Consider the following 26,822-nt stretch of genomic DNA (forward strand, 5'->3'; position numbering starts at 1 on the left):
ATTAACGTAGCAATCCAGTAAAAAATTCTGTAAATCAGAATTTTTTTATTATTTTTTCTGGATTGCTACGCTCCTTACAGTCGCTCGCAATGACGATAGACACATAGTCACTTGATTTTCTCGCTCACAATTTTTCCGTCTTTAGTAATCAACATATCACGTACTAATTCATCATCCATATTAAACTTACCGTCTTGCAAAGCATAGCTTAGAAAATTATACAAATTTTTAGCATATAATTTTGAGCTGTCGGTAGCAATTTTAGTAGCAAGATTTGAGAAGCCTATTATGGTAACTCCGTGCTTAGTAACGATCTTATCCGGTTCTGAACCCTCAACATTCCCCCCTGTAGAGGTCGCTATATCAACAATCACTGAGCCGTGCTTCATAGATTCTAGCATTTTTTCCGTAACAAGCAGAGGTGCTTTTTTTCCCGGAATTTGTGCAGTAGTAATAACTATATCATATCCTTTAATAATTTTTGCTAAAAACTCTTCTTGTTTAGTTTTGTAATCTTCTGAACTCTCGTGAGCATAGACTGATTTATCTTGTAGATCTTCTTGTAGTTCCAGTGAGACAAATTTAGCTCCTAAGCTTTCCACCTGCTCTTTAGTAGCAGCTCTTACATCATATCCTGCAACAATGCTACCAAGCCTTTTTGCCGTTGCAATAGCTTGAAGACCCGCAACGCCGATACCAAGCACCAAAGTTTTACATGGTGAAATCGTCCCTGCTGCCGTCATCATCATAGGAAAAGCTCTTGTGTAATGATAGCTTGCTTCAATTACCGCTCTATAACCAACTAAGTTACTTTGAGAAGATAAAGCGTCCATATTTTGAGCTTTAGTAATTCTCGGCACAAACTCCATAGCAAAAGTCGTAAGGTTTTTTTTAGCTGCCGCTTTTATATATTCATGATTTAAATAAGGCGATAATAATCCTACAATAATTGCTCCTTTTTTTGCAAATTCAAGCTCACTATATTTATCCGTAACGGATGAAGGTTGCACCTTTAATATAATATCGGCATCGGAAATGATTTCGAGCGGTACTGAAGATATCTTAGCCCCTAGAGCAACATATTCTTCATCAAGAAAACCGGCATGAAGCCCTATATCTTTTTCTACCGTAACCGCATAGCCTTTTTTGACTAACAATCCTGCTACTTCAGGCGTTATAGCAGCTCGTGTTTCATGTTTGGCTTTTTCTTTTAAAGCAACGATTTTCATAAATACTAATTATATTTTGCATTAACTGAATATATAAGGTATTTTAAACATAATTTAAAATATAAAACAACGAAAATGAAAAAAATATTTTTTCTAATCATTATTTATCTTTTTGTGAATTCAAGCTTAGCATTTGGGGCAGGTGATAAAACAGCTATTTCAGAGCTAAAAACTTATTTACGTACGATAAAATCGGTTGCGATAGATTTTACTCAAGAAGATTCATACGGTAAAATAGTTAAAGGAAAATTACTGATCCACAAACCTTATAATTTTAGATGTAATTATTATCCACCTTTCCCTTTAGTCATAATAGGTACTAAAAATTTCGTATCGATGTATGATTATGATATGGAACAAGTAAGCCGTATTAATAGAAGTGAAAATACATTTAATTTTTTATTAGAAGATAATGAGCATTTTGACAAGGATTTTGTTTTTGAATCGGTAATTAATGAAAGAAATATTTTTAAAATTACTATCTATCATACTCTAACGGAAAAACGTAGCGAAATTACTTTTAATAAAGCTACTAAACAAATTGAAACATTAAAAATATTTGAAGATAATAATATAGTCACTATTACTTTTGATAAAATAGCTAAAGTACAAAAATTTTCCGATGATTTGTTTAAATTAAAAAATCCTGAAATATTCGGTCCGCCTGAAAGGTTAACAAAATCGGAAATAGAAAAAAAATATATTGTTTCTTGAAAATAAACAGGTTATGTTAATTATGCTAGTAGTGGGCATTGTACCTGTTTAGTCGGTCAGGTCTGAAAGGAAGCAGCCGGAGTAGGATTCGGTGGGTCATTACTAGCATTTACTTCTCGTCTTTTTAAAAAATTTCTAAAATTTAAATCGTGACCGATATAAATTCATCTAATCAGTATATTCCTTTTGCAAGGAAATATCGTCCTAGTAACTTTGCCGAGCTTCAGGGGCAAGAGGTATTAGTCAAAGTTTTAAGCTATACTATTTTAAACGATAGGCTCGCCGGAGGCTATCTTTTAACAGGTATTAGAGGAGTCGGTAAAACTACCTCGGCCCGAATTATTGCCAAAGCCGTAAATTGTTCTGCTTTAATTACTGAAAATACGACTATTAAAACATGTGAAGAATGTACAAATTGTATCAGCTTTAATAATCATAATCACCCCGATATAATCGAAATTGACGCGGCAAGTAAAACTAGCGTAGATGATATACGTAGAATTATAGAATCCGCCGAGTATAAACCTCTACAAGGCAAACATAAAATCTTCATCATTGATGAAGTGCATATGCTCTCTAAAGGAGCATTTAACGCACTTCTTAAGACACTGGAAGAACCACCGCCTCACATAATATTTATTTTTGCAACAACGGAAGTACAAAAGATACCTGCAACTATTATCTCAAGATGTCAACGTTATGATTTAAGGCGGTTGAGTTTTGAAGAGATTTTTAAGCTACTTGAATATATAACCAAGCAAGAAAATTTAAAAACCGATATAGAAGCACTAAGAATTATAGCTTACAAATCGGAAGGGTCAGCACGTGATGCAGTATCTATTTTAGATCAAGCAGCTAGTATGTCGGCAAAATCCGATAATATAATTAATCCTCAAGTAATTAATCAAATGCTTGGGCTTGTCGATAGTTCGGTTATAATAGAATTTGTCGAATGTATTATCCATAGAGGGACGGAAAAAGCTATAAATTTAATAAATAAACTTTACGGTTTTTCGGTTAATCTTGAGATTTTTATAGAATCGGTAGCAGATTTTATTGCTTATCTTAATAAAGTAAAAATGTTACCTAATTATAGTTTGCCTATATATGAATCATTTAATGATAGAACTAAAAGCATATTAGATAAAATCAGCTTGCCGCACTTATCAATCTTATGGCAAATATATAATAAGGGAGTAGGGGAAATAAAAATTTCCTATAACCAACTAATAGAAACGGAAATGTTAGTTATAAAATCTATATATTCGACGTCGCTACCCTTGCTTGCAGATTTTGACGGTAATAATCAAAATTTAAATCAATCAATTGATCCGGAAAAAAAAAATTTGAAATTGTAGATTTTCTTGAATATCTATATAAAAATAATGAGATATATATATATTACTTCCTGCTCAATCATACGGAACTTAAAAATTTTACCGATAATAAATTAGAGTTCCTCAGTCTTGAAGTTACAAGCAAAATAAAAAAACAAATAGAAGATTTGTTAGCTGCTTTTACTAAAGAAAAGTTTGAGATAGTAATAATAAAAGAACAGAACAAGCAAACCTTAAAGAATCAGTTAATCGGTAAAATTGAAGCAAGTAACGATTTTGGTTTAATTAAAAAACATTTCCCAAATATAACAATTTCGGATATTTTACTTAAAAGCTAAAAAATATATAGGATCAAATTATGGTAAATTTTAATCAGTTTTTAAAGCAAGCCCAATCAATGCAAAAGAAAATGCAAGAAGCCCAAGAGCAAATGGCAAATGCAAGATATATCGGTAAAACCGGCGGTGGGCTTGTTGAAATTATTATCACTGGTAAAGGCGAAATTGAAAAGATTTCAATTGATGAATCTTTATTAAAAGCAGAGGAAAAAGAAATGCTTGAAGATTTAATTAAAGTTGCCTTTAACGATGCTAAACAAAAATGCGAAGAAGATTCTCAAAATTCTTTATCAGGAGCTTTAAACGGTATGAGCTTACCGCCGGGTTTCAAAATGCCATTCTAACACGACTCTTATGTCATTCCCGCCTACGCGGGAATGACATCGAGCCATGCAATAATGCTTCGCTTCCGCAAGAATGACATAAGAGTCATCCAACAAAACCTTTTAAGTTCTGTAAACTTCTTTGAAAAATATTATCTAATAATTCAAGATCAATAAATCCTTATCAATCCTGAAACCTTTGAAACGCTCAAGTAGCGACATACCAAGCAGTGAAATATCAAGGTCACCAAGACCTACATGTCCTTTGATGTTCTTAAATTCCGTACCGATTACTACACTATTTAAGGTTATAGGGGCGGCTTTATTTTCGCCGTTAGCTGTTAGATAAGTTCTAGTATATTTTAATTTAGTTAAGTCAAAGCCTAATTTTTGGGCATCCTCTTTAGTCAAAGCTATATCACTTGCACCGGTATCTACCATAAATTTTATTTTAACGTTATTTACAAAAGCATTGATATAAAAATGCCCGTCTCCGCTACGGGCTATAATAATTTCTCCAACTTCAGTAGACCATTTATATGATGGAATTAAAGCAGACATTACTCTATGATAAGCGTAGTTCAGCTCAAACCTAAAAGCATAACCGGTTATTATAACTAAGAAAATTGCTGCCCAACTTGCTAATTGCAACCAAAATTTGCGTATTTCATTTTGGCTAATAGTACTGTAAATTATACTAAATAATATTAATAACGATGCACAAAAACTCCCTATATTTTGTGGTTCTTTAAAAAATTTTGGATAATGTTGATTGATATATTTGTATAATAAACCGGTTACAATTACGGTGCTGCAAACGATAAAAATAAGTTTTATGAGTTTTTTATTCATATAATATACTACAAGTAAATAAAGAATAGGTATACGAAGTTCTATCTGAGTATATAATTTTAATCTATATAATCAAACCAAAGTCCCAGCCCATTTTTAAGTGGAAAACTACCTTCTTGGTTCACTAGAATAATAATTCCAAGTTCTTCTGACGGTATAAAGCCAATAAAAGCATTAATACCGTTAATATATCCTGAGTGAAAAATTAAATCCTTATTTGAGCATCCTTTTACTTTAAGAATACGCCATCCAAGAGCATAATATGACTGATCATTTTTTGATCAATAGGCCAAACCGGTTGCCATTTAAATCCAAAAACATCTTTGTTTGATTTTACTATTTTATACATACGATCTAAAGCACTTTTAGAAATAAGATTCGGTTTATAACCAAAACTAAGTTTGAATATTTCAATCATTCCATCTATCGATGCAAAAATACCTGCATCTGCCGGTACCGTCTTTGGGTAGTAAGGCGGAAACGGCAGCAATGTTATTACCTCTTGTCCGTCTATTATTGCTTTAGAATGCGGATAAGCAAGTTGTACATTCAGCCCTAGCAGTAATATTTGTATATCTTGCGTTTTAAGCGTTGTACGCAAATTATCTATGCAACATTTAAGCTTGATTTTTTACAATTTAAAGCTTCTTCAAGCAAACTAAAAACAGTATTACTATACTTATAACATTGCCCGGGTTTACAACTAGCTTGTTGTTTTTTTAGCAGCGTTAAAAGCTTTGAGCGACTCATTCCTTGCTCAATTTCAATATTTCCTGAGAATTGATAACCTGTTGTATGGCTTAAAATATTATTAAGACTAATAGCATTTTTTAAGTATGGTAATTTGAATTTTTCGTCAAAATCTAAACTTCCTTGATCTACCATTAATGCAATTGCCGTTGCTGAAACAGCTTTTGAAACCGATGCTAACGGAAATAAAGTTTTATCCGTAATAACTCCACTATTACCTTTCTGATTTCCAAACGTTGTTTTATAAATAACTTCACCTTTGTATAAAATTGCAATTGCTCCTCCTTGTAATTCGTCTTTTTGCAATTCAAGCTTTTTAATAAAACTTTTTAGTTTTTGCGGTCATTCTACTCGTGTCTATGCCAAAACTGTACGATGTGACAATAGTAACATTATACTAAAAAATAGGATAAGTTTTTTATTCATATGGTGATATTATTTTCATTTACAGGTATGATACTAAGAAGTTAAATAAGCAGTCGGTTTATTATGATTTAATAAAGCAATAGGTTCACCGCTTGCTTTATCTAATAATGCAGTAGGGCTTTTTTTAAATTCTGAGATACTAACTGTTAGATTTGCATAAATATGTTCCATTATTAGACTCCAAGTAAACGAAGAAAGTTATACGAAGATCAACTTGGAAAAGAGCAAGGAGTCTGTAAGGCGAGGAGCGGAGTGACTTAATACGTATGTACCGCAGAACTTATTAGACGACGTAGCCAATTTTTCAAGTTCATCGAGTATGCCTATAATTAATACTAATTATAGGCTATAATTTTATCTTTATCAAGAAAATCACATTAAATCGCCGATATTCTCTAAAAACAACCTAGCTCGATGCGATGCCGGTTTATTAAAAAAATCCTCGGCAGGCTGATTTGCTAAAATCTGCCCTTGATCCATAAAAATAATACGATCTGCTATTAATTTTGCAAATTTCAAATGATGCGTGACTACTACCATGCTCATTTGATCTTTTAATAAATTTATATTCTCTATAACATCTTTAATATTTTCAGGATCGAGTGCCGAAGTCGGTTCATCGAATAACAAAATTTCCGGCTTCATCATTAAAGCCCTTGCTATTGCTATACGCTGCTTTTGCCCTCCTGATAGGCTCGCCGGATATGAGTCAAATTTTTGCGTTAGCTTAAATTTTGCAAGTAATTCCTTTGCCATAGAAATTGCTTGTTCTTTTGGCAAATTTAAAACATTTACCGGCGTATAGATTAGGTTTTCTCCTACTGTTAAATGCGGAAAGAGATTAAAATTTTGAAAAACCATACCGACTTTTAAACGAAGCTTTCTCCTATCTTTAGGTAATAGCTTCTTCCCGTCTACCAAAAAAGTACCACTACTTGGTTCTTCTAAATTATTTAAAATTCTAAGCAGAGTAGTTTTACCACTTCCCGAAGGACCGATTATTACAGTAATTTCCTTGGTAGTAAAACTTAAATCAATATTCTTAATTGCGTAATTCTTGCCGTAACGCTTACAAACTTTTTCTAAAATAATCATAAACTAAACCGTAAATTTATAACCGTCATAAAGCGGCTTAACGTTACTTGGAAGTATTTTCGTAATCTCATGATAATCTATTGTGTGTCTCATATTGGTTAATAATATCTGCTCAGGTTTATATTTTTCACGCCATTCTAGAACTTTATTAAGCCCTGCATGATTCGGATTTGATTTATAATCCATACAATCTAATATCCATATTTTTATATCTTTTAAAAATTTTTCTGATTCAGGCGGAAAATCGATTACATCGGGCGAATAAACAAAATCACCTATACGTAAGCCCAAGCTATCTATAGGACCGTGATGCTGTCTAAAAAATTGGATTTCGATAGTATTAATGTTAATCTTATCAAAAAAACTAACAGATTGAGTTGTGAGCAGTCGCCCAAGCTTAAATAATTTATTATTAAATAGATAATCAAATTTTGTATGGAGCTTTGCCGTACTATCGTGATCCGTATAGATTTCGAATGGCTTATCTTGCATAAAAGTAAATACCCGTAAATCATCGATGCCGTTAACGTGATCGGAATGATAATGTGTTAATATAGCACAATCGAGCTTATTTATCTTTTCTCGTAATAGTTGATTTCTAATATCAAAACCGAAATCAACTAATATTTGACTATTTTCATCGTTAATATATATTGCTGATCTAGTCCTTTTATTGTACTTTGAAGGAGATGTGCAAGTACTGCAATCGCACCCGATCACCGGTACGCCTATAGATGCTCCACACCCAAGTATTGTTACTTGTAACATAAATATTTACAATGATGTTTGAAGTTTTTTATAATTTTTGCGGCTTAAATCAAGAAATATTCTTATTTTTGAATAAAATTACTAATATCGGCTTTATACCTTATTTTTTAAAAATAATTTCGTTTTGTTTTAATATCGCTAATTTCGCCTTAATATATATTTTATACTGTATATATTTTTATATTCAATTAAAGAAAACCAAAAATGATAAGAAGCGGCAAAATAAATTTTGGCACGGTTATAATAAGTTAGTTGAAATCGGTATAATATACGGGGTATTCGGTTTAATTTTTACCGCTCTTAAATTTTCAGTTAATTTCCCTCGCCCTTATTGCAATCTTCCTGTGGATAGTTTCATGACCGTAATAAATACTGCAAACGAAAGATGCTTTTCAAGCTTTCCAAGCAGCCATGCGGCTCTTAGCGTTTTGGTAACGTATTTTGCCTGGAATTATATAAAATTACCATTAAAAATCTTAATGATTTGTGTTATTATGCTCGTGTCTTTATCTCGCATAAGCCTTGCCATGCATTACCCAAGTGATATAATCTACGGCATTGCTATTGCATTTATAACAATAATGATAGGTAAATTAATTTATCGAATCTTTGCAAATAATATAATAAGAAAGGTTGGGGATTTAATTCTTACTATTGTCATCCCACGGCTTGACCGCGGGATCCATAAAAACAATAAAAAACACTAGTGTTTTTTACTGGATCCCGCGGTCAAGCCGTGGGATGACAAATTTAGAACAGACATATGCTACTATACAGAAAATACTTTATAAAAAATATTCTTCCGCTGCTTATAGTCGTTACTTTTTCAGTGACTAGTATAGTATGGATAACGCAAATATTAAAACTTTTATATTTATTTGATAAAGGTATAAAAGTTATGGACTTCTTCAGTTTAATAGTTTTAGTACTGCCTACTTTATTATTTATTCTGTTACCGGTAATAACGGTTATTGCCGTGATCTATATATATAATAATTTAAAAGTCGAGCGACAATTAATTATATTACAAGCTTCGGGAGTTAATAATTTGCAGCTGGCATTGCCTGCTTTATATGTCGCATTAATAGTTATGCTACTTGCTTATTATATATCTTCTACTATCCTACCATTATCTCATATAAACTTAAAATCACGTTTAAGCTTTATAAAGAATAATTATATATCAAGTATGATTGAAGAGAAAACTTTTAATAAAGTAATGAAAGATATCACTGTTTTTATAGATAAAAAATCAGCAGGAAATATTATGAACGGCGTAATAATATTTGATAATCGCAACGCTGATAACCCATCAGTAGTATTTGCAGGTTCAGGTACTCTTAATATATATGATAATAGCCCGATTTTTGAACTTAATAAAGGCATAAGACAAGAATATGACGTAAACGGTAATTTAACTCAGTTAACTTTCGATTCTTTAATGATAAAACTGCAAAATGATAACCCTTTAGTATCGCAAAGAACTAAACATAATAAAGAAGCAAACGAATATTATATAAACGAATTACTTGCTCCTCCTCATGATTTAGCTATTACTAAAAAAATTAAATTAATTGCTGAAGCACATCAAAGAATAATTTGGCCTTTATATAATTTTATATTACCTTTTTTAGCACTTGCAGTTTTTTTGAGATATCCTTATAGCAAAAAAACAATTTTTATGCCGGTATTATTTTCTGCCTTAACAGTATTGCTAGTTACTTCAATTCATTTTATATTGCAAAATTTTGCTTCAAAAAATCTAGATTTTATTTTTGCTTGTTATTCCAATTTGGTTATTGCTTTAACAATCGGATTATATTTATTTGTACGTAAAAGAATATAAATTTATTAGACTACTTTATTCCAAGTTCCACGAGGATTTTGAGTAAAACAATCGATTTTGTTTTCCTGCCCGGTAAATTTATTTATTTTAACTGTTAATTCTTTTAAATCTTCCGGTAAATCGGTTATTATAATTATTCTTTTGAAAACTCTTATATACTCTTTTGCTTGTAAAATTTTTCCTATATCTGTAGGCGAAATAATAACAAGCACACTAGCATTATTAGGATTTTGTAACTCATCGGTAATATAAATCGGCTGTTTTTCAGGCTGCGGATCAAGTTTACTACCATGAGGTATAAATTGCTTACGTGAATAAGTCCAAAGATTTTTATTGAGCATTTCTTGTTGATCTGCATCTGCAGTTAATATCACGTTTTTAAGATCAGAGTGATAGCATTTTTCTATCAGAAGCAATATCGATTTTAGAAGTAATTCATCGCTTGTTTGATAAATACTAAATTGCTGCATAAAAATTTTATGTTATTTTTTATGAGAAAATTTAAGTGGTACGGATGAAGGGACTTGAACCCCCACGCCTCGCGGCACAAGAACCTAAATCTTGCATGTCTACCAGTTTCATCACATCCGCGTATGGTAATGTCATTCCTGCAAAAGAATTGTTGTATGGATTGATAAATCGGTTGTCATCCCGCGATCAAGTCGCGGGATCCAGTCTTTTTTAATTTTTTTCTAGATACCGTGGTCAAGCCACGGTATGACAGCTAAAAAACCGATCCACACAACACCCTATAGCAGGAATAACTATTTATTAGTCAGTATTTCCATCAAAAAATTATAATACACATCGTATAATTTTTGTAAATCGCTAATTTTGGTGTATTCGTTTATTTTATGTGCTGTTTCGGATAATAAACCGAACTCTACCAAGGAGCAATAATTTTTAACGAATCTTGCATCCGACGTACCTCCACTTGTAGAGAATTCAGGCTTTATTTTAAGCGTCTGCTCTACTACTTTGGCAAATTGTTTTATTTTATCGTTAGGGTTTTGAATAAAACTTTCAGCAGAACTATTATATTCTATCTTATAGTCTACTTTATATTCTTTGCAATATCGTTTAACAATTTGCTCTATTAATTGTCTTAAAGTTTCTGCATTATGTAAATTATTAAAACGTATATTGAAAAATGCTTCCGTACTTGCCGGAATTACATTTAAAGTATTATTACTGACATCGATATTCGTCACTTCAAGATTTGAACTTTGAAAAAATTCAGTACCTTCATCAAGTTTTATATTTGTTAACTCGTTCAATATTCTTATTAAGCAAGGCAACGGATTATTTGCTTTATGAGGATAAGCTACATGCCCTGCTAAACCTTCTATATTTAATTTAAAGTTAATACTTCCTCTTCTGCCGATCTTAATTATATCGCCTATTTCTTTTTCACAAGTGGGTTCACCGACAATAGCAAAATCCATCTTATACCCTTGATCATAAATATATTGCAGCATTTCTTTAGTACCATGCTTTGCTTTTCCCTCTTCATCACTAGTAAGCAAGAAACTAACGGAACCTTTAAAATCGGTATTATTTTTTATAAAATCTAAACCGGCAGCTAGAAAGCATGCTATATCCCCTTTCATATCAACTATGCCCCTGCCGTATATCTTACCGTCTTGCTCGTTAGCCTTAAAAGGATTTGAATTATGCCAAAGCTCATGATTGCCTGCCGGCACTACATCTACATGCCCAACAAAGCAAATATTAGGCTCATTGCTACCGAAAACAGCATAAAGGTTAGTGACTTGCTCGCTTTTAGAATCGCCAAATATTTTTATTTCGGTCTTAAAGCCGTGTTGTTTAAGTAAATCATCAATATACTCAATAGCCCCATCGCTCTCAGGAGTTACAGACTTAAAACCAATTAAATCTTTTAAGTAGTTAATGTACATAATATATTATTTTTATATCTTCTTACACTTATTATACAAGCTTATAAAAGTACAAAAAACAACTTTTTATCTCACTAAAAAATAAATTATTGCTATGGATTTATATAGATTTTTGACTTTCTTAATGAATTTAAATAACTTATTATTATGAGCTTGTTATAACTAATATTAAAATCATGGGTATAAATAATCAGTTAAGAGAATTAATTAAATCAGGTACTTTTGCCGGTATATTATTAATTATTGCTTTTACTTTAGCAATAGTTGTCAGCAATAATATTTTCCTAGCAAAATATTATTCTTCTTTTATCTACAGTAAATTTTCTTTAACAATAGGAAATGTAAGTTTACAAACAACTTTTATAGAGTTAGTTAATGACGGTCTCATGACTTTCTTCTTTTTATTAATAGGTTTAGAGATGAAATTTCACCTAGTAGAAGGTGAATATAAAAATAAAAAACTAATATTACCTGCTGCGGCAGCCCTTGGAGGTGTGGTAGTTCCTGCCTTAGTATACATGTTTTTTAATTATGATAAACCCGAATTAATAAAAGGATAGGCTATTCCTATAGCAACTGATACTGCTTTTGTCCTTGGTATTTTATCTTTTTTCAGCCGACATATATCTTTAGAATTACGAGCTTTTATTATAGGTTTTTCATTAGTTGACGATGCTTTTGCGTTAATTATACTAGCCTTATTTTATACTAAAATAATCAATACTCCGGCATTACTAATTTCCTCTGTAATTATATTCATCTTGTTTATATTGAATTATCGACAAGTTAAACAATTATTTTATTATATAATTGTAGGTTTATTATTATGGATTAGTATGGTGGGGTCAGGTATTCACGGTACTTTATGCGGAGCCATTATAGCACTTTTTATACCTGTTAATATAGAAGGAGAATTTAACACTTCTTTTAAAAAACTTGAAAACTTAACTCGTCCTTTTGTAAATTACTTTATTTTACCGCTTTTTGTATTTATGAATCCGGTATCCTTTTAGAATATTTTGTATTTAAAGGCACTTGTTCCAACTCAATACTTGCTTTAATTTATGGGATAATATTTGGTTTATTTGTAGGTAAGCAATTAGGTATTATGCTATTTTCATATCCATTTGTAAAATTTAAACTCTGTAATTTACCAAGTGATACTTCATGGTTAAAATTTTATTCTATAGCTATACTTGGAGGAATTGGATTTACCCTAAGTTTATTTATAGGTAGTATTACGTTTGAGAGTAGTTGTCCTTCAAACTCTATGAGAGCTGCAATAATAGCTCTTTAATTTCTGCATTATTTGGCGCATAGTCGTTCTAAAATATTGTACTAGAAAAGAGTAAAGGATCTAAGTACTTCAGTAAATGAAGAGTCGGTAGACGAAGTTTAATTTGGAAAAGAGCAAGGAATCCACAAGGCGAGGAGCAGAGCGTATATTAATACGTGAGTATAAGCGAATTTTGCAAAATTTGGTGTCACGATATTAATGGTTGAAGCTGTAACCAATTTTTCAAATTAAACGAGTATACTCATTAAATAACGATGATAGGATTTTAATAATACATCATATTTTTGTTTGGAAAAAACAGGATATGGTACTATATAGATATTATTAGAAGAAGGAATCGCTTTTTCAAGCTTATTTAGCATAAAAGGCATATTATAATTATGCTCTACTAAAATTATTGAAGTAAGATTGTAAGTTACAATAAAATCGACCGCTTTCTTAATATTATCTTCTTCAGACATTATTTTATTCGGAGCAAGTATTACTTGCTGTTCTATTACGCTATGTTCTTTTAGCAAATTTTTTAATTGCCCTGCAGATTCTATACCGGTAATAAATAATATAGGGGCATAGCCTACCTTAAGCATTGCAATACCGATTTCAATTTTATGTCCTCCTCCTGCAAATACTATTATTGCATTAGTGGTATTACTATTAAGCTTATAAGAATTTATTAAATATAAATAATAACCAAAACCACCGATCCAAAGAGCAAAAATTGCTAAAATTGTGAGTAAAAATTTTCTGATCATTTAAATATTTTATTAAATTCAGTTTGAATAATTTTATCAAATTCAGACATTTCAATATGAATTCCTAACTGATTTAAAGATGTTACTAAAGAATTTTCAAGTCCACAAGGAATAATCCCACTAAACTTACTTAAATCTGTTGAAATATTTATAGCTACACCGTGATATGTAACCCATTTTCTTACTCTAACACCTATTGCAGCAATTTTAGCAAATTCATCTTTCCTTACTTTTACCCAAATTCCTACTTTATCTTTAATAATATATGCTTTAATTCCAAAATAATTTAAGCTATTTATAATCCATTCTTCAAGCATTTTTATATATAGCTTTAAATCTTTGTGACGATTTGGTAAGGCTAAATTAAGAATTGGATAAATAACACGCTGACCCGGTCCATGAAAAGTAAATTTACCGCCACGTCCTGTGTAAATTACCGGAATATCACCGTAATTTAATAATTCTTCTTGTTTATAATTAGTACCGGCAGTGTATACTTCAGAATGTTCGACTAAATAAACAATTTCCGGCTCATTATCACTAATTACTTTGTTAACGTAATCTTCCATTAATTTCAAAGTAACCCGATAATCTATAAGATTCGATATAGTTATAAATTGTAGCATATTAGCTGCTTAACTCGGATTTATATTTCAATATTAATGCATCTAAAATTGCTATTGTTTCAATATCCAAATCACCGGAAAAATTACTAGGACGAAAATGCATTTGAAATGAAATTATAACATCTTTCATTTTAGAGTTTAAAATTCCGGTAGCCTCAAGTTTATAACCGTATGTAATAAATTTTTGTTGAATTGCTTTAATATCGGTTATATCGACTTGTGACAATAGATCGTTAAAACTCCGGTAATCATACCATGCTCCTATACCGTTATCATATAATAGTTTCCAAGGAAATAGCGGACCCGGGTCCTGTTTTCTACCTGGAGCAATATCAGAATGCCCAACCACTCTAGTAGGTTTAATATCATATCTAGCAATAATCTGTTTACACAGACTTATAACACTATTAATTTGCGGCTTTGAATAAGGCAGCCAAATTATATCGTTATTTTTTGCATTTACTTCAAAAGCAGGATTTACGATTTCAATACCGATTGATGTATCATTAATACGCTCATGACCTTGCCAGTAACTTACTCCGGCATGCCATGCTCTATCATACTCTGCTACTAATTGAAATATATGTTCAGGGTTTTCATCGTTTATTAAATAATGGCTACTTAACTTTTCACCGGTTAGAAAATCTAAAGACTGTTTAAAATCACACTGTGTATAATGTAGCACTAGGAATTTAATACGTTTATCAAATCCCATAGCTCTATAAGATGTTTTATCGATTACTATCATAGATAAAAATTTTAAAGGATGTCACTATTGTATGTTTTTTTCTATATCATTCTTGCTTTCGCAGGGTTGTTGTTGTATGGCTTCTATGTCATTCCCGCTTCCGCGGGAATGACATAGAGCAGGCTTTCCGAACCATGCAATAAAGTCGCTTTTAGCTAAGAATAACATACTAAGCGTCTGTATAACACAAGGATAGCCCCCCAGTATGATAAGAAAAATTTTGATGGTGCCGGATATCGGATTTGAACTGATGACCTACCGCTTACAAGGCGGTTGCTCTACCACTGAGCTAATCCGGCATATTAAATATGATTATAGAGAAGAGATATGTATGTTGTCATACCGTGGCTTGACCACGGTATCTAGAAAAATAACTTGTAATAGTCAAATTTACTAGATCCCACGATCAAGTCGCGGGATGACAGGGGTGGAATTGATCCACACAGTCAATGCCTGCTCGCAATGACGAAAGTACACTATAAACTAAGCTTCTTTAGCTTCCTTTTTACTTGGTCTAGCTTTGCGGTTTTTTGCTTTAACTTCCATTTCCTTTTTAACTTTCTCAGGAAGAGTAACACCCGCTTGCTCAATAAATTTTGCGACTCGCTCAGTTGGTTTAGCACCGGTGCCAAGCCAATATTCTATACGATCTTTTTTTAAAACCACACGCTCACTATTATCTGAAGCAAGCATTGGATTATAAGTTCCAACTTTTTCTAAAAAGTCACCGTCACGAGGTGCTGTTGCGTTAGCTACTACTACACGGTAAAAAGGACGCTTTTTAGCACCGCCTCTAGCTAAACGAATTTTTACTGCCATATATTTTACAATTATTTTATTTTTTCTTCTTTAAAAAGAACATGTTTTCTAACTACCTTATCATACTTACGAAAAGAAAGCTTCTCAGTTTGGGTCTTCGGATTACGTTTTTTTACCCAAAAAACACCTGTGCCGGCAGTACTTACTAGCCTTACCAAAACATTTTTATTTTTCTTTGCCATTAGCTGACACCTTAAATCAAGATATTATTTTATTATTCTAAGAAAAACAGAATAAAATGAAATTGAAAAATAGTCAAGTAAAATACTCTACATACTTATTATATGGATCGATTTTACTTTTGTCATCCCACGACTTGATCGCAGGATCCAGTAAAAATACTAAATTATTTAGTATTTTAAATTGTTTTTCTGGATACCGTGGCAAGCCACGGTATGACACCGAACGCTTGAACGAGTTACCGTCCAAATAAGCGTTCGATATCCTTAAGCTTCAACTCAATATAAGTAGGTCTGCCGTGATTACATTGACCTGAAAACGGCGTATTTTCCATTTGACGCAGTAAGGCATTCATTTCATCTGCCGATAATTTTCGTCCCGCTCTAATAGAGTAATGACAAGCATAAGTTTCCGTCACATGCTCTATTAACTCTGTCAAAGCTATATTCTCACCAAAATCCGATAAATGATCAGCGAGATCCTGAATTAACTTTTGTACGTTTACGTCTCCAAGGATATTTGGAATTTCAGTTACTATAATAGATTTCTCGCCGAATTTTTCTAGAGTTAAACCAAGTTTATATAGTTTTTCTCTATGTTCATATAAACAATCTGCTTTTCTTTCATTTGGCAGTTCTACTATCTCAGGGATAAGTAAACGCTGTTTGATTAACTCTTCCGTTTTAATGTAATCCTTTATTTTTTCATATCCTAAACGTTCATGTGCTGCATGTTGGTCGGTAATCACTATACTATCTTCGGTTTGTGAAATAATATAAGTCGTATGAAGTTGTGCTTTAGCTGCCCCAAGTTTATATTGTTTATGGGTTTGCTGTTCATGTTCTATACGGTTTTCTACTTCTTGTTCTATTTTAGCATGCGGTAATGTATCGATTAACTTCTGACAAGCAGTATTTGGTGTAGTCTTAAAGCTAGACGGCATAGCAGGTCTATAATCCGCCGATTTACTATTAACATTTATAGCTTTGTTTATCGGTGGTTGTTTGTTAACTAAAGGATTTTTAAATAGTTCAAGAGCATCAGAGGCGATAGTAGTAGAAGTAACATGGCTTTTATTTGTTAAAGCATTTTTAATCGCTTCTATTAATAAGTTTCGTACATAATTTGGGTCATGAAATCTTACCTCTGCTTTTGCCGGATGTACGTTAACGTCAACAAGCTGCGGATCGATTTGTAAAAATATAGCACATAGCGGATAACGATCACGAGCTAAATAATCTTGATATGCTACCCTTAAAGCTACCTGTAATAATTTATCTTTTACCGGTCTATTATTAATAAATAAAAACTGATCTTCACTTGAAGCTCTATTATATGTCGGGATACTAGTATAGCCGCAAATAGAGAAATCAGGAGTTTTGAAATCTATATAAGCGGCGTTTTTTATAAAATCATCACCTATTACATCAATTATACGCTGTTTTAGGTTAGTTTCTGCATCTTTATTTTGTCCCTTTAGTTTTAATAAATTCTTGCCGTCATGTGTTAAACTAAAAGAAATTTTAGGATGTGCTAGAGCGATTTTATTAACCACATCTACAGTTGCTGCAAGCTCTGTTTTATCGGCTCTAAGAAATTTTAAACGTGCAGGTGTTGCAAAAAATAAATCACGTATCTCTATTTTAGTACCTTCATTATGGACAGAAACAGTAACTTGTTTTTCATTGCCACCGATTAATTTAATCTGAAATGCTTTGTCAGCCTCTCGCTTCTTAGAAGTAATTAGCATTTTACTAATAGCAGCAATCGAAGGTAATGCTTCACCACGAAAACCAAAAGTATGAATGTTTAGAAAGTCACTTTCATCAAGCTTAGAAGTTGTATGACGTTCAACGGCAATTTCTAACTCCTTATCAGTCATACCGATACCGTCATCGGAAATAATGATTAGATTTTTACCGGCACGTTCTAAAATAATATCTATTTTAGTACTACCGGCATCTACGGCGTTTTCAACTAGCTCTTTTACCACCGATGCAGGTCTTTCTATAACCTCACCGGCAGCAATTCGGTTGATAGTACTTTCTGAAAGAAACTTGATAGTCATTTTGTTACTAATTTAAATTTCTTACTACAATATGGGCAGATAACTTCCTTTTTTTCTTTATCTATCTCTAAATAAACCTTTGGATGATCATATGGAGGTTCTTTGCCCTGGCAAGATACAGATGCATCAACGCTATTAACAATTTCCATAGATTTATACATTATTTCTTTAAGTGAAATCTAATATAAGTTACTTTTAAATAAAAGACAAATAATACTTGATTAACTATGTCATCCCGTGGTCAAGCTACGGTATGACAGTGCATATTTTATAAGGAGGTAAATAATGAAAGACAAAGTAGCAGTTATTACCGGTTCTACTAGCGGTATCGGGCTTGAGATAGCAAAACATTTTGCAAAACTTGAGTCTAAAATAGGTTATTAACGGTTTTGCAAAAGAAGATGAAGTAGCCAAAATTTCAGCAGAATTGAAAGAACTTGGTGCAAGTAGCGTATTTTATCAAGGAATAAATTTGGCAAAACCTGAAGAAATTCATTCTATGTTTGAGAGCATAATAAAAGAATTCGGTAAAATAGATATTATTAGTAAATAACGCAGGTATTCAGCATGTTGCTCCTATCGATGAATTTCTTGAAGATAAATGGGAGCAAATTTTGTATATAGATCTAATAACCTCTTTCTACACTACAAAATACACAATACCGATTATGAAAAAAACGGCTTTGGGCGGATTGTTAACATCGCTTCCGCTCATGCATATGTCGCATCACCTTTTAAGTCGGCATATGTAGCAGCGAAGCATGGCATCCTTGGGCTTACCAAAACAGTTGCTTTAGAAGTGGCTGAGAATAATATTACAGTTAATGCTATTTGCCCTGGTTACGTCAACACACCATTAGTAAGGAATCAAAATAGCAGATACTGCTAAAGCTAGACATATCAGTGAAGAATCAGCGTTAAGGGATGTAATCCTTAAATCTTAAGCTACGAAAAAATTTGTAGAAGCTGACGAAATAGCAAACTTAGTAATATTTTTATGTGACGAAAAAGCATCATCAATAACAGGTAGTGGACTCTTGATAGATGGCGGCTGAACGGCACAGTAGTTTTTAATTCTTAATATTTGTTAGTTTATTGAGAAATAACTAACAATAAAAACTTCTTGCAAAAATTTAATTTACTCCTTTACACTTGAAATAAACTAAAATTTATCCAAGGAGGAATTTATGCTAGAAAAAAACATGTACATTTTCAAACTGAAGCAACTGAATTAAATAGAGTAAAAAATGCCACATTAATTCATTTTAAAGATGAACTAGGCAGACCCATAGATGGGCAATTAGTTATAGGAGAAGTTGAAGAAGTAAAAGAAAAAGAATTTTCTAGACCCGTAGAAGTTGAGGTAAAGCGTAATTTGGGTAAGTTTAAAAAAGCTCTAGCCTATCTTGGAATTATTAAAAGTACCAAAAAAGTTATTAAAGAAGAAAAATATATGGAAAAAGTAGTAAGTAAAGAAGAGAAAATTATAGGCACCTATGAATTAGGCAATTTTACTAATGATAAGAATTCCATAGAGAACTTTTAAACAACTTAGATTTCCATGAAGAAAAACTTTACGCATATGATCTTAGTGGTACAAAAGTTGGGGAAGTAGGTGATTTTGGAAAAGTAGTATTAGATGAGAATATTAAGCTTGATGAAACTATTCTTCAAAAAGATGGAAAAGTATTTGCTATTGAAAAAAATGGTAAATTCTTAGATTTAGAAGGTAAAGCTTTACAAAATCAGTTTATACAAAAAGGTAGCGGGGTTTACCATTTAAGCGGTGCTACAGACATAAAATATTTTGATAAAGATGAAGATATTAAGACTTCAAAAGGTATTATGAATCTTAACACAAAGCCCGCAAGAAGTGCTCTTAAAGGTAGCAGAGAAGCTGCAAAAATAGGAGAAAAACTATGAAAATAACAAGAAGAAAAGAAATTTGCAGGAATTAAAAATCCAAAAGGTGGTGCTAAACTTACAAAAGTAGGAATTCCGGTAGTTCCCACTAGATAGATAACTAGGTTATAAGTACTTGACCATTATAACGTGTATATTATAATAGTTATGACCAAATTAATATGCACGTTATAATGGTCATAATAAATATATGAAAAGGATTTATGAATTAGTAATAAAAAATCACTTGCAAGAAAATAGGCAAATAATTTTTATAGAAGGAGCCCGTCAAATCGGTAAAACTACTTTAGCTAAAATAAGTAATAGATAAAAACTACTACTTAAATTGGGATGAAGAAAAAGCACATTTGCTAATTTTAAAAGGGTTTTATGATGTTTATAGAAAACAAGCTCACATTATAGTTACAGATAGCTTAAAACTAAGAGTTTATAAAAAAGGTGGGGACATAGTATGATGGGTAGATATTTCCCATATCGTATGCATCCTTTATCAGTTTCTGAAGTAATAGAAAACTTTAGTAGTCTAACCAAAGAAATAAATCTACCAAAAAAAATATCTGAAGAACAATTTGAATCCTTGTTTAAGTTTGGTGGTTTTCCTGATCCTTATATTAAGGGATCTTCCACATTTTGGCATAGATGGAAGAAAACTAAAAATACTCAGCTTTTTAAGGAAGATATTAGAGAGTTAACACAAATCCAAGAATTATCTCAAATGGAAGTCTTAGGAAGTTTTTTGACTTCCTCTATAGGAGGGCAAGATATGAAAATTTTATTGCAAATCATTTATTAAAGTTCTGTCATTTTTGGAGTGATTTAGGATTTGGTGAATATGAATTATATTTTATTAGAGATAAACAAAAGAAAGAAGTAGATTTTTTAGTAACAAAAAATAACAAACCATGGATGTTAGTTGAAGCTAAAACTTCTTCAAATCAAGAATTAAACTCAAATTTAAAATATTTTTAAGAACTTTTAAATTGCCCTTTTGCCTTTCAAGTAGTATTTAATATGGAATATAAAGAGATTGATTGCTTCAGTTATAATTATCCTGTAATCGTTCCTGCTAAGACTTTCTTATCTCAATTAGTTTAAATAAATTATATTTAAGAGGCTATCTGTAAATAAATTTTAATTAGTAATTAAAATTTATTTACAGATAGCCTCTAACACTTTACACTTTAATAAATGATGTAACTTGTCTATAATAACTAATTAGTAATTAAGTTATTTTAAGCTCGATGAATAGGTCTAAGTTCATTTTTTTATCTGCTATTTCAGGTAATGTACTCGAATATTATGATTTTACTGTATATTCAGTTTTTTCACTGATTATCGGACAAGTTTTTTTTCCAGGCGAATCAGAATTCATTAGAATTCTTCTAAGCCTTGGAGTATTTGCGGTCGGCTTTCTGACAAGACCGATAGGAGGCATATTATTCGGTTATATCGGTGATAGATACGGTAGACGTATCGCTTTAATAATCTCGATGCTAGGTATGACTATTCCGACCTTTATTATGGGTCTCATACCCTCATATGCAAGTATTGGGATTTATGCCCCTATAACTCTAGTTATAATGCGGCTTATTCAAGGTTTATGTATTAGCGGTGAAGGAACGGGAGCGGCTATTTTTATTCTTGAACATCGTCAAAATTTAAGACCCGGTTTTACGGCAGGTTTGGTTCACGGCTCAAATATTGCCGGTACGTTAATCGCAACATTTATCGGTATTATAATCGAACGTTATTTTTCTCATATAGATTTTGCTTGGCGTTTTGCTTTTCTGCTTGGCGGATTTATGGGTCTTGCCGGATTTTACTTGCGATTGCGTGTATCGGAAACACCGATTTTTAAAATGCTTGAGAAAAAGAAACAAGTTCTTAAAGCACCTTTTTCCAATGTAATTAGAACTGCTTGGAGATCGATGTTTTTAACTATGTGTATAGGTGCTATCGCTAGCAGCGTTATGTATTTAGTAAAAACATATATAAATGTTTTCTATTATAATGTAATGCATCTTAGTAATACTATTGCTTTATCATATTTAGCGTATAGTTCGTTTATTGCGATGATAGCGATGCCGCTTGCCGGCGGTACTGCCGATATTATCGGAAAATTTAAAATGGCAATGCTTGTTGGTGTTACTATCTTAATATTGATTTTACCGACCATGTTACTTATGTCGGCAGAAGAGATGTGGCAACAAATTATAGCTCTTACAATGCTTGGTATGCTTGCAGGAAGTATAGCAGGTACGGCTTATATATTCGTTATATCCTTATTTACGGTAGAACAAAGATTTACTGGTGTTGCTTTCAGCTACAATTTTGCAATAGCGATATTCGGTGGAACTTCACCTATTATTTCACGTTGGCTTGTAGAGCATACAGGCTTATTTTATGCTCCGGCTTTTTATATCATGATCATTGCTGCCGTATTTTTAGTGATTATGTATATGATGAGGAAAGTAATTAAATCGTTGCTTAATAATTATGAACATAGAAAATAAAGAAATAACAAGTAGTTGGTTTACTAATTTACGTGATTTATTGTGCAAAGAATTTGAAAAAATCGAAGAAGAATATGCACAGACAAAAGGTTTAAAATCGGCTAAGTTTGTACGCTTAAGCTGGCAACGTAACGGCGGTGGTGGCGGTGTTATGTCTCTCATGAAAGGAGAAGTATTTGAAAAAGTCGGGGTTAATATATCTACCGTATTTGGTGAATTTTCTCCCGAATTCCGCTGCGGAATTCCAGGAGCAGAGCTAGACGGGAAATTCTTTGCAACAGGCATTTCATTAGTCGCACATCTTAAATCACCGCTAATTCCCGCTATGCATTTTAATACTCGTTATATAGAAACTTCTAAAAGTTGGTTTGGCGGCGGTGGCGATTTAACACCTTTTTATCCGGAAGAAAACGAAACTGTAAAGTTTCATGCAGCTTTTAAAGAAGTGTGCGATAAGTATGATTCTAGCTATTATCCTAAATTCAAAAAGCAATGTGATGAATATTTTTATCTAAAGCATAGAAAAGAGCCGAGAGGAGTAGGCGGAATATTCTATGATTACTTAAATAGCGGTAATTTTGAACAGGATTTTGCCTTTACACAGGACGTAGGTAAGGCTTTGTTGTCAGTATATCCTGAAATCGTTAGAAGTAAGTTATTTTTACCTTGGACAGCTGAGCAGAAAGAATACCAACTTATAAGGCGAGGTAGATATGTAGAATTTAATTTGCTATATGACCGCGGTACTAAATTCGGCTTAATGACTGACGGGAATGTTGAAGCAATATTAATGTCACTGCCACCTGAAGTAAAGTTTAATTGACTTTTTTATTGCTATTTGTTACTGCAAATTATAAGTTTTTTTTGGAAATAGGGACAACATTATTTTTCATAAATAGATACTTTAAATAAATTTTATACCTAAAAGCTATTATAAACTGTCGTTTACGGTTTCTTTGAATGCCCCCAACCACCAAAGATTTACCTCTCTTCAGTGGTTAAAACTTGAGCAACTTAAGTTTAATTAATCGGGAGCAACTGCATGTCCAACCAAATTAACAAGAGCCTACCTGAACTCGTAGCAGAGTTTACTTCAAAAGAAAATTTAGAAATCCTAAAAGTTGAGATAGCAGAGTTGCTAGAAAGACCTTTGAAAAAGAGAGATATCAATGCAATAGAGAAACGCTTAGCAGAACTAGAAGCAATATTTGGTATTGCTAAAGTATAGATGAGCAGGCATTGCTTTATTTATGTCATTCCCGCTTTTCTCTCACAGGAAGGTATTGCCCGCATGGATCGGTTTTTTCGGTATCATCCCGCGAGCTTGTAGCGGGATCTAATTTAAAATACTAAAATTTAATATTTTAAGTTGTATTTATGGATACCGTGGTCAAGCCACGGTATGACAGAATAAATACTAGTCAAACGGTTTCACTATAACCATAATCACTGTAACAATCATGCAAATAGCCGGAATCTCATTAACTATGCGATAAAATTTTTCTGAATGGACATTTTTACCGTTTGTAAAATCTTTTCGCCATCTTGCAAGTAAACCGTGAAATATCACTAAAACTAACACTGCAAACATTTTAACGTGAAACCAAGTATTAAGAGCAACAAACCCGTAAATATGAGCATTTATTAAACCAAAAATAAATGTGCTAATCATTGCCGGATTCATAATGAATCTGAGTAATTTTAGCTCCATTACTTGTAAAATACTATCTAGCTTACTACCTATTTTAGCTTTGGTATGGTAAACATATATTCTAGGTAAGTAAAGAAGTCCTGCCATCCAACATATAGCAGATATCAGATGGATCGACTTAAACCATAGATAGTAACTTGCCATTTTTTTCCTTATTAATTCTTTAATTTACACAAACATTTAGTAAATTCGTTTGGACATATTCTTGTACTAGAGCTACTTATAACTAAATTAGTATCAACCTTATTAATAAATCGTAGCAATATATTTGTCAAACTATTAATAAAAATTTTATTTGTTCCAAGTGTCGGAATTCGGGTATATTGAATTTCATATTTATCTGTGATTAATTTATATTCAATATCAAGTTCTACTAGTGTCTCAACATGCTCGGATACAAAGGATATAGGTACGATAATTATGTCTTTTTTTAACTTTCCTGCTAGCTCTATTTCGTCTTCTGTATTCGGTTTTAACCATTCTATAGGTCCTACTCTACTTTGATAAGTTATTTTATAATCTAGATCTTTTATATTTAATTCTTTGACTATTGCTTTTACTGTTTCTTTTATCTGAAAACTATAAGGATCGCCTGCTTTTATTATTTTTTTTGGTAACCCATGAGCAGAAAATAATGTACGAAAATTTTTATCGTATAGTTTTTCCTTAATTAATGAAACATGGGCTTTTATAAAATCTTCTTCTAGAGGATAACAGCAAATTGTTTTAATTGGAATATCAATATCAAGATTTTGTAAAAAATTTTTAACCGATGATCCTGTCGTAGTACTTGAAAATTGAGGATATAGAGGCAATAATATTATTTCGCTTGGATTATATTTTTTTATTTGACCTATTACTTCTTTAGCAAACGGTGCTGAATATCTCATATTTATAAAAATAGCAAAATCTTCTTTTATGAGTTGCTTTAGCTTTTCGGTTAGTGCTAATTTCTGCTCCTCTGTTTCCTGAAGTAAAGAAGATTTACCACCGATTAAGGAATAAATTTTTTGAGATTTTCTCTCTCTAGTAATAGAAATTATTTTAGCGATAATATAACGTAAAGGATTTGGTAGATTAATTATAGCTCTGTCATAGAATAGATTAAATAAAAAAGGTTTTACGGATTCAAGGCTATCAGGCCCCCCTAGGTTAAAAAGTACTATTGCTATTCTTTTCTTCATATAACCTAACATATTCTGTCAAAAATTCTACATTTTCCGGAGGTGTTTCAGGCAAAATACCATGTCCTAAATTAAAGATGAAATTCTTTCCTTTCATTTCCTGAAGAATTTTGTAAGCTTTTTCTTTAATAATTTCTTTATTAGTTAATAATACAACCGGATCTAAATTACCTTGTACTATTACTTTATCACTCCACTCTTTCATTTTTTCAAGAGGGATCATTTGATCTGCGGCTAAAATATCTATCGGTACTTCTTTTATAAATTTTTCGTATAATAATCCCGCTCCTTTAGGAAAAGCAATTATAGGAGTTTTTGGAAAAACTTCTTTTACTTTTAGTATGATCTTTTTTGTCGGCTCTATTACAAATTCAGTAAACTCCTCTTCTGCAAGTACTCCTGACCATGAATCAAAAAGCTTTAAAACATCTGCTCCCGATTTTGCTTGATTTATAAGATGACCAGCTGTTTTTTCCATAAAAAAATTTAATAATTCTTTAGCAAGTATTTTATTTTCATATATAAATTTTTTGCTCGTTTTAAAATCCTGTTTTCCTTTTCCTTCTAGCATGTAACTCATCACTGTCCAAGGACTACCTGCAAATCCTATTAAAGAAGTGGTGGATGGCAATTCTTTTTTTACTTTTTTTATTATTTCATAAACCTTTTCTAATTTATTATTCGGATTGCTTTGCAGATATTTAAAATCTTCTTGTGATTTGAATTGCTTTAATATAGGTCCTATATTTTCTTTAAAATCCACTTCCCATCCGAGAGCATGAGGTAAAACTAATATATCGGAAAAAATAATAGCTGCATCAAATCCATAACGTTTTATCGGTTGTAAGGTTACTTCCGTTGCTTTGTTAACATCATAACAAAAATCTAGAAAATTTTTTGTTGTTTCTCTTACTTTTTTATATTCCGGCAAATATCTACCTGCTTGACGCATAAACCAAATAGGTATTTTATTACTATTTCCTTTTAACGGATTTAAAGGTTGCTTCATGCAGTTACTAAAAATATTAAATTGATAAATATATTTATTATTTGTTGTTTATGTAAATAGAATTATGTAGATTAAATGTTTTGAACAGAGTTATCAACAAAATTTTCATTAAAATTTTCTTAAAAATATAGGTATTTTTAATTATAATTCACATAAGTTTGTAATGAATTTATACAAGTGGATAATTAAGTGTAAAATTCATTTATAGCTTAGAAAAGACTATTTTTTCAAAGAAAAATGATATTTATTCACAATTTTATCCACAAACTATTTATTTAAAAGAAAATACACTAGATTTACTTGATTTAATAAGGATTTGAGGAAATTTTTAATAGATTTTAATAGGAAAAATAACAAGTTATTAAAAAATTTATCCACAATTACATGTGTAAAGT

The 26,822-nt window shown here is 31.7% G+C and carries 32 protein-coding genes, 2 tRNA genes, 1 other RNA gene and 4 pseudogenes; 16 read left to right on the forward strand and 23 right to left on the reverse strand.

The window, feature by feature from the left end; genetic code table 11:
* Positions 1–107: 107 nt before the first annotated feature.
* On the reverse strand, positions 108–1,229 hold the full coding sequence (locus tag RAS_RS07725; RefSeq protein ID WP_147143762.1) for a Re/Si-specific NAD(P)(+) transhydrogenase subunit alpha: 1,122 nt from the start codon (positions 1,227–1,229) through the stop codon (positions 108–110).
* Between the two features lie 75 nt (positions 1,230–1,304).
* Between RAS_RS07725 and RAS_RS07730 the strand changes: the two genes are divergently transcribed.
* From RAS_RS07730 to RAS_RS07745, 4 genes and pseudogenes are all read left to right on the forward strand, one after another.
* Positions 1,305–1,943 carry an outer-membrane lipoprotein carrier protein LolA gene (locus tag RAS_RS07730; protein ID WP_147143765.1) on the forward strand — a complete coding sequence of 213 codons (639 nt, stop codon included), beginning with the start codon at positions 1,305–1,307 and terminating at the stop codon, positions 1,941–1,943.
* Positions 1,944–1,963: 20 nt separating this feature from the next.
* An RNA gene (ffs, locus tag RAS_RS07735) (signal recognition particle sRNA small type) lies at positions 1,964–2,057 on the forward strand.
* A gap of 35 nt (positions 2,058–2,092) precedes the next feature.
* A pseudogene (dnaX, locus tag RAS_RS07740) lies at positions 2,093–3,618 on the forward strand (DNA polymerase III subunit gamma/tau).
* A gap of 20 nt (positions 3,619–3,638) precedes the next feature.
* On the forward strand, positions 3,639–3,962 hold the full coding sequence (locus tag RAS_RS07745; RefSeq protein ID WP_147143768.1) for a YbaB/EbfC family nucleoid-associated protein: 324 nt from the start codon (positions 3,639–3,641) through the stop codon (positions 3,960–3,962).
* Between the two features lie 135 nt (positions 3,963–4,097).
* On the opposite strand, the gene RAS_RS07750 is transcribed toward RAS_RS07745, so the two are convergent.
* The 6 genes and pseudogenes from RAS_RS07750 to RAS_RS07775 all read right to left on the reverse strand — a co-directional run bounded on the left by RAS_RS07750 (position 4,098) and on the right by RAS_RS07775 (position 7,832).
* The gene (locus tag RAS_RS07750; RefSeq protein ID WP_147143771.1) at positions 4,098–4,793 is read right to left on the reverse strand and encodes a TIGR02281 family clan AA aspartic protease; all 696 of its coding nucleotides are present in this window, start codon (positions 4,791–4,793) and stop codon (positions 4,098–4,100) included.
* Between the two features lie 229 nt (positions 4,794–5,022).
* Positions 5,023–5,394: a hypothetical protein gene (locus tag RAS_RS07755; protein WP_232049236.1), complete on the reverse strand. Its 372-nt coding sequence runs from the start codon at positions 5,392–5,394 to the stop codon at positions 5,023–5,025.
* 5 nt (positions 5,395–5,399) lie between these two features.
* Positions 5,400–5,849 (reverse strand): serine hydrolase domain-containing protein, encoded by a 450-nt coding sequence (locus RAS_RS07760; protein WP_172616165.1) that lies wholly within the window; start codon positions 5,847–5,849, stop codon positions 5,400–5,402.
* A 162-nt stretch (positions 5,850–6,011) separates the two neighbouring features.
* Positions 6,012–6,140 (reverse strand): annotated as a pseudogene (locus RAS_RS07765) (type II toxin-antitoxin system Phd/YefM family antitoxin); the annotation flags it as partial.
* Positions 6,141–6,341: 201 nt separating this feature from the next.
* Positions 6,342–7,064: an amino acid ABC transporter ATP-binding protein gene (locus RAS_RS07770; protein WP_147143774.1), complete on the reverse strand. Its 723-nt coding sequence runs from the start codon at positions 7,062–7,064 to the stop codon at positions 6,342–6,344.
* A 3-nt stretch (positions 7,065–7,067) separates the two neighbouring features.
* Positions 7,068–7,832 (reverse strand): MBL fold metallo-hydrolase, encoded by a 765-nt coding sequence (locus RAS_RS07775; RefSeq protein ID WP_147143777.1) that lies wholly within the window; start codon positions 7,830–7,832, stop codon positions 7,068–7,070.
* 14 nt (positions 7,833–7,846) lie between these two features.
* On the opposite strand from RAS_RS07775, the gene RAS_RS07780 reads away from it, so the two are divergent.
* Together RAS_RS07780 and RAS_RS07790 are read left to right on the forward strand one after the other, a co-directional pair.
* Positions 7,847–8,539 (forward strand): phosphatase PAP2 family protein, encoded by a 693-nt coding sequence (locus RAS_RS07780; protein ID WP_147144151.1) that lies wholly within the window; start codon positions 7,847–7,849, stop codon positions 8,537–8,539.
* A 56-nt stretch (positions 8,540–8,595) separates the two neighbouring features.
* A complete protein-coding gene (locus tag RAS_RS07790; protein WP_147143780.1) occupies positions 8,596–9,678 on the forward strand; it encodes an LptF/LptG family permease in 1,083 nt (360 codons plus the stop codon).
* Between the two features lie 5 nt (positions 9,679–9,683).
* On the opposite strand, the gene RAS_RS07795 is transcribed toward RAS_RS07790, so the two are convergent.
* From RAS_RS07795 to dapE, 3 genes are all read right to left on the reverse strand, one after another.
* On the reverse strand, positions 9,684–10,148 hold the full coding sequence (locus RAS_RS07795; protein WP_147143783.1) for a DNA polymerase III subunit chi: 465 nt from the start codon (positions 10,146–10,148) through the stop codon (positions 9,684–9,686).
* A gap of 36 nt (positions 10,149–10,184) precedes the next feature.
* Positions 10,185–10,269 (reverse strand) — tRNA-Leu (locus tag RAS_RS07800).
* Between the two features lie 173 nt (positions 10,270–10,442).
* On the reverse strand, positions 10,443–11,597 hold the full coding sequence (dapE, locus tag RAS_RS07810; RefSeq protein ID WP_147143786.1) for a succinyl-diaminopimelate desuccinylase: 1,155 nt from the start codon (positions 11,595–11,597) through the stop codon (positions 10,443–10,445).
* A 176-nt stretch (positions 11,598–11,773) separates the two neighbouring features.
* On the opposite strand from dapE, the pseudogene nhaA reads away from it, so the two are divergent.
* Together nhaA and RAS_RS11340 are read left to right on the forward strand one after the other, a co-directional pair.
* Positions 11,774–12,894, forward strand: a pseudogene (gene nhaA, locus RAS_RS07815) (Na+/H+ antiporter NhaA).
* 103 nt (positions 12,895–12,997) lie between these two features.
* Positions 12,998–13,093: a hypothetical protein gene (locus RAS_RS11340; RefSeq protein ID WP_147143788.1), complete on the forward strand. Its 96-nt coding sequence runs from the start codon at positions 12,998–13,000 to the stop codon at positions 13,091–13,093.
* 28 nt (positions 13,094–13,121) lie between these two features.
* Here RAS_RS11340 and RAS_RS07825 read toward each other — a convergent pair whose 3' ends face one another.
* The 9 genes from RAS_RS07825 to RAS_RS07865 form a co-directional block, all read right to left on the reverse strand.
* Complete coding sequence (locus RAS_RS07825; RefSeq protein ID WP_147143791.1) at positions 13,122–13,646, reverse strand: YdcF family protein; 525 nt, start codon at positions 13,644–13,646, stop codon at positions 13,122–13,124.
* Positions 13,643–14,272, reverse strand: a complete 630-nt coding sequence (gene lipB / locus RAS_RS07830; RefSeq protein WP_147143795.1) for a lipoyl(octanoyl) transferase LipB — start codon at positions 14,270–14,272, stop codon at positions 13,643–13,645. Before lipB ends, RAS_RS07825 begins: the two co-directional genes overlap by 4 nt.
* Position 14,273: 1 nt before the next feature.
* Positions 14,274–15,020 carry an N-acetylmuramoyl-L-alanine amidase gene (locus RAS_RS07835; RefSeq protein ID WP_147143798.1) on the reverse strand — a complete coding sequence of 249 codons (747 nt, stop codon included), beginning with the start codon at positions 15,018–15,020 and terminating at the stop codon, positions 14,274–14,276.
* 24 nt (positions 15,021–15,044) lie between these two features.
* Complete coding sequence (locus RAS_RS08890) at positions 15,045–15,188, reverse strand: hypothetical protein (protein ID WP_156790164.1); 144 nt, start codon at positions 15,186–15,188, stop codon at positions 15,045–15,047.
* 56 nt (positions 15,189–15,244) lie between these two features.
* Positions 15,245–15,319, reverse strand: a tRNA-Thr gene (locus RAS_RS07840).
* A 184-nt stretch (positions 15,320–15,503) separates the two neighbouring features.
* Positions 15,504–15,839, reverse strand: coding sequence for a 30S ribosomal protein S16 (gene rpsP, locus RAS_RS07850; protein ID WP_040256643.1), 336 nt, complete (start codon positions 15,837–15,839; stop codon positions 15,504–15,506).
* Positions 15,840–15,850: 11 nt separating this feature from the next.
* The gene (gene rpmG / locus RAS_RS07855) at positions 15,851–16,021 is read right to left on the reverse strand and encodes a 50S ribosomal protein L33 (RefSeq protein WP_004997072.1); all 171 of its coding nucleotides are present in this window, start codon (positions 16,019–16,021) and stop codon (positions 15,851–15,853) included.
* A gap of 236 nt (positions 16,022–16,257) precedes the next feature.
* Positions 16,258–18,087 (reverse strand): DNA mismatch repair endonuclease MutL, encoded by a 1,830-nt coding sequence (gene mutL / locus RAS_RS07860; protein ID WP_147143801.1) that lies wholly within the window; start codon positions 18,085–18,087, stop codon positions 16,258–16,260.
* The gene (locus RAS_RS07865; RefSeq protein ID WP_231839099.1) at positions 18,084–18,236 is read right to left on the reverse strand and encodes a zinc-finger domain-containing protein; all 153 of its coding nucleotides are present in this window, start codon (positions 18,234–18,236) and stop codon (positions 18,084–18,086) included. The genes mutL and RAS_RS07865 overlap by 4 nt, the downstream gene beginning before the upstream one ends.
* Before the next feature lie 278 nt (positions 18,237–18,514).
* Here RAS_RS07865 and RAS_RS10550 point away from each other — a divergent pair, with 278 nt between their 5' ends.
* From RAS_RS10550 to RAS_RS10335, 3 genes and pseudogenes are all read left to right on the forward strand, one after another.
* The gene (locus RAS_RS10550) at positions 18,515–18,640 is read left to right on the forward strand and encodes a hypothetical protein (RefSeq protein ID WP_269472995.1); all 126 of its coding nucleotides are present in this window, start codon (positions 18,515–18,517) and stop codon (positions 18,638–18,640) included.
* A gap of 25 nt (positions 18,641–18,665) precedes the next feature.
* Positions 18,666–19,142 (forward strand): annotated as a pseudogene (locus tag RAS_RS10330) (SDR family oxidoreductase).
* Between the two features lie 320 nt (positions 19,143–19,462).
* The gene (locus tag RAS_RS10335; protein ID WP_232049237.1) at positions 19,463–19,633 is read left to right on the forward strand and encodes a hypothetical protein; all 171 of its coding nucleotides are present in this window, start codon (positions 19,463–19,465) and stop codon (positions 19,631–19,633) included.
* Between the two features lie 226 nt (positions 19,634–19,859).
* Here the strand turns inward: RAS_RS10335 and RAS_RS10340 are convergent, their stop codons facing one another.
* The gene (locus tag RAS_RS10340; protein WP_232049238.1) at positions 19,860–20,099 is read right to left on the reverse strand and encodes a hypothetical protein; all 240 of its coding nucleotides are present in this window, start codon (positions 20,097–20,099) and stop codon (positions 19,860–19,862) included.
* Between the two features lie 389 nt (positions 20,100–20,488).
* On the opposite strand from RAS_RS10340, the gene RAS_RS09140 reads away from it, so the two are divergent.
* The 5 genes from RAS_RS09140 to RAS_RS07905 all read left to right on the forward strand — a co-directional run bounded on the left by RAS_RS09140 (position 20,489) and on the right by RAS_RS07905 (position 23,751).
* Positions 20,489–20,803 carry an ATP-binding protein gene (locus RAS_RS09140; protein WP_232049239.1) on the forward strand — a complete coding sequence of 105 codons (315 nt, stop codon included), beginning with the start codon at positions 20,489–20,491 and terminating at the stop codon, positions 20,801–20,803.
* Complete coding sequence (locus tag RAS_RS11255; protein WP_408634834.1) at positions 20,785–20,979, forward strand: hypothetical protein; 195 nt, start codon at positions 20,785–20,787, stop codon at positions 20,977–20,979. Before RAS_RS09140 ends, RAS_RS11255 begins: the two co-directional genes overlap by 19 nt.
* Before the next feature lie 272 nt (positions 20,980–21,251).
* Positions 21,252–22,523: an MFS transporter gene (locus RAS_RS07895; RefSeq protein ID WP_147143807.1), complete on the forward strand. Its 1,272-nt coding sequence runs from the start codon at positions 21,252–21,254 to the stop codon at positions 22,521–22,523.
* Positions 22,507–23,346, forward strand: a complete 840-nt coding sequence (gene hemF, locus RAS_RS07900; RefSeq protein ID WP_147143810.1) for an oxygen-dependent coproporphyrinogen oxidase — start codon at positions 22,507–22,509, stop codon at positions 23,344–23,346. Before RAS_RS07895 ends, hemF begins: the two co-directional genes overlap by 17 nt.
* 219 nt (positions 23,347–23,565) lie before the next feature.
* Positions 23,566–23,751: a DUF5320 domain-containing protein gene (locus tag RAS_RS07905; protein WP_147143813.1), complete on the forward strand. Its 186-nt coding sequence runs from the start codon at positions 23,566–23,568 to the stop codon at positions 23,749–23,751.
* A gap of 189 nt (positions 23,752–23,940) precedes the next feature.
* On the opposite strand, the gene hemJ is transcribed toward RAS_RS07905, so the two are convergent.
* The 3 genes from hemJ to hemE are packed head-to-tail and all read right to left on the reverse strand — an operon-like array spanning position 23,941 to position 26,427.
* Complete coding sequence (gene hemJ / locus RAS_RS07915; protein ID WP_147143816.1) at positions 23,941–24,378, reverse strand: protoporphyrinogen oxidase HemJ; 438 nt, start codon at positions 24,376–24,378, stop codon at positions 23,941–23,943.
* A gap of 11 nt (positions 24,379–24,389) precedes the next feature.
* Positions 24,390–25,430 carry a ferrochelatase gene (gene hemH, locus RAS_RS07920; RefSeq protein WP_147143820.1) on the reverse strand — a complete coding sequence of 347 codons (1,041 nt, stop codon included), beginning with the start codon at positions 25,428–25,430 and terminating at the stop codon, positions 24,390–24,392.
* The gene (gene hemE, locus RAS_RS07925) at positions 25,387–26,427 is read right to left on the reverse strand and encodes a uroporphyrinogen decarboxylase (protein WP_147143823.1); all 1,041 of its coding nucleotides are present in this window, start codon (positions 26,425–26,427) and stop codon (positions 25,387–25,389) included. The genes hemH and hemE overlap by 44 nt, the downstream gene beginning before the upstream one ends.
* Positions 26,428–26,822 lie beyond the last annotated feature (395 nt).

This window comes from Rickettsia asiatica (genome assembly GCF_007989425.1).
GTDB classification, from domain to species: Bacteria; Pseudomonadota; Alphaproteobacteria; order Rickettsiales; family Rickettsiaceae; genus Rickettsia; species Rickettsia helvetica.

Excerpts from the sequence above, each read along its gene's own strand:
- RAS_RS07725 (WP_147143762.1), bottom strand. The coding sequence starts at position 1,229 with ATGAAAATCGTTGCTTTAAAAGAAAAAGCCAAACATGAAACACGAGCT.
- RAS_RS07730 (WP_147143765.1), top strand. The coding sequence starts at position 1,305 with ATGAAAAAAATATTTTTTCTAATCATTATTTATCTTTTTGTGAATTCA.
- RAS_RS07745 (WP_147143768.1), top strand. The coding sequence starts at position 3,639 with ATGGTAAATTTTAATCAGTTTTTAAAGCAAGCCCAATCAATGCAAAAG.
- RAS_RS07750 (WP_147143771.1), bottom strand. The coding sequence starts at position 4,793 with ATGAATAAAAAACTCATAAAACTTATTTTTATCGTTTGCAGCACCGTA.
- RAS_RS07770 (WP_147143774.1), bottom strand. The coding sequence starts at position 7,064 with ATGATTATTTTAGAAAAAGTTTGTAAGCGTTACGGCAAGAATTACGCA.
- RAS_RS07775 (WP_147143777.1), bottom strand. The coding sequence starts at position 7,832 with ATGTTACAAGTAACAATACTTGGGTGTGGAGCATCTATAGGCGTACCG.
- RAS_RS07780 (WP_147144151.1), top strand. The coding sequence starts at position 7,847 with ATGTTTGAAGTTTTTTATAATTTTTGCGGCTTAAATCAAGAAATATTC.
- RAS_RS07790 (WP_147143780.1), top strand. The coding sequence starts at position 8,596 with ATGCTACTATACAGAAAATACTTTATAAAAAATATTCTTCCGCTGCTT.
- RAS_RS07795 (WP_147143783.1), bottom strand. The coding sequence starts at position 10,148 with ATGCAGCAATTTAGTATTTATCAAACAAGCGATGAATTACTTCTAAAA.
- dapE (WP_147143786.1), bottom strand. The coding sequence starts at position 11,597 with ATGTACATTAACTACTTAAAAGATTTAATTGGTTTTAAGTCTGTAACT.
- RAS_RS07825 (WP_147143791.1), bottom strand. The coding sequence starts at position 13,646 with ATGATCAGAAAATTTTTACTCACAATTTTAGCAATTTTTGCTCTTTGG.
- lipB (WP_147143795.1), bottom strand. The coding sequence starts at position 14,272 with ATGCTACAATTTATAACTATATCGAATCTTATAGATTATCGGGTTACT.
- RAS_RS07835 (WP_147143798.1), bottom strand. The coding sequence starts at position 15,020 with ATGATAGTAATCGATAAAACATCTTATAGAGCTATGGGATTTGATAAA.
- RAS_RS08890 (WP_156790164.1), bottom strand. The coding sequence starts at position 15,188 with ATGTTATTCTTAGCTAAAAGCGACTTTATTGCATGGTTCGGAAAGCCT.
- rpsP (WP_040256643.1), bottom strand. The coding sequence starts at position 15,839 with ATGGCAGTAAAAATTCGTTTAGCTAGAGGCGGTGCTAAAAAGCGTCCT.
- rpmG (WP_004997072.1), bottom strand. The coding sequence starts at position 16,021 with ATGGCAAAGAAAAATAAAAATGTTTTGGTAAGGCTAGTAAGTACTGCC.
- mutL (WP_147143801.1), bottom strand. The coding sequence starts at position 18,087 with ATGACTATCAAGTTTCTTTCAGAAAGTACTATCAACCGAATTGCTGCC.
- RAS_RS07865 (WP_231839099.1), bottom strand. The coding sequence starts at position 18,236 with ATGGAAATTGTTAATAGCGTTGATGCATCTGTATCTTGCCAGGGCAAA.
- RAS_RS09140 (WP_232049239.1), top strand. The coding sequence starts at position 20,489 with ATGCATCCTTTATCAGTTTCTGAAGTAATAGAAAACTTTAGTAGTCTA.
- RAS_RS07895 (WP_147143807.1), top strand. The coding sequence starts at position 21,252 with ATGAATAGGTCTAAGTTCATTTTTTTATCTGCTATTTCAGGTAATGTA.
- hemF (WP_147143810.1), top strand. The coding sequence starts at position 22,507 with ATGAACATAGAAAATAAAGAAATAACAAGTAGTTGGTTTACTAATTTA.
- RAS_RS07905 (WP_147143813.1), top strand. The coding sequence starts at position 23,566 with ATGTCCAACCAAATTAACAAGAGCCTACCTGAACTCGTAGCAGAGTTT.
- hemJ (WP_147143816.1), bottom strand. The coding sequence starts at position 24,378 with ATGGCAAGTTACTATCTATGGTTTAAGTCGATCCATCTGATATCTGCT.
- hemH (WP_147143820.1), bottom strand. The coding sequence starts at position 25,430 with ATGTTAGGTTATATGAAGAAAAGAATAGCAATAGTACTTTTTAACCTA.
- hemE (WP_147143823.1), bottom strand. The coding sequence starts at position 26,427 with ATGAAGCAACCTTTAAATCCGTTAAAAGGAAATAGTAATAAAATACCT.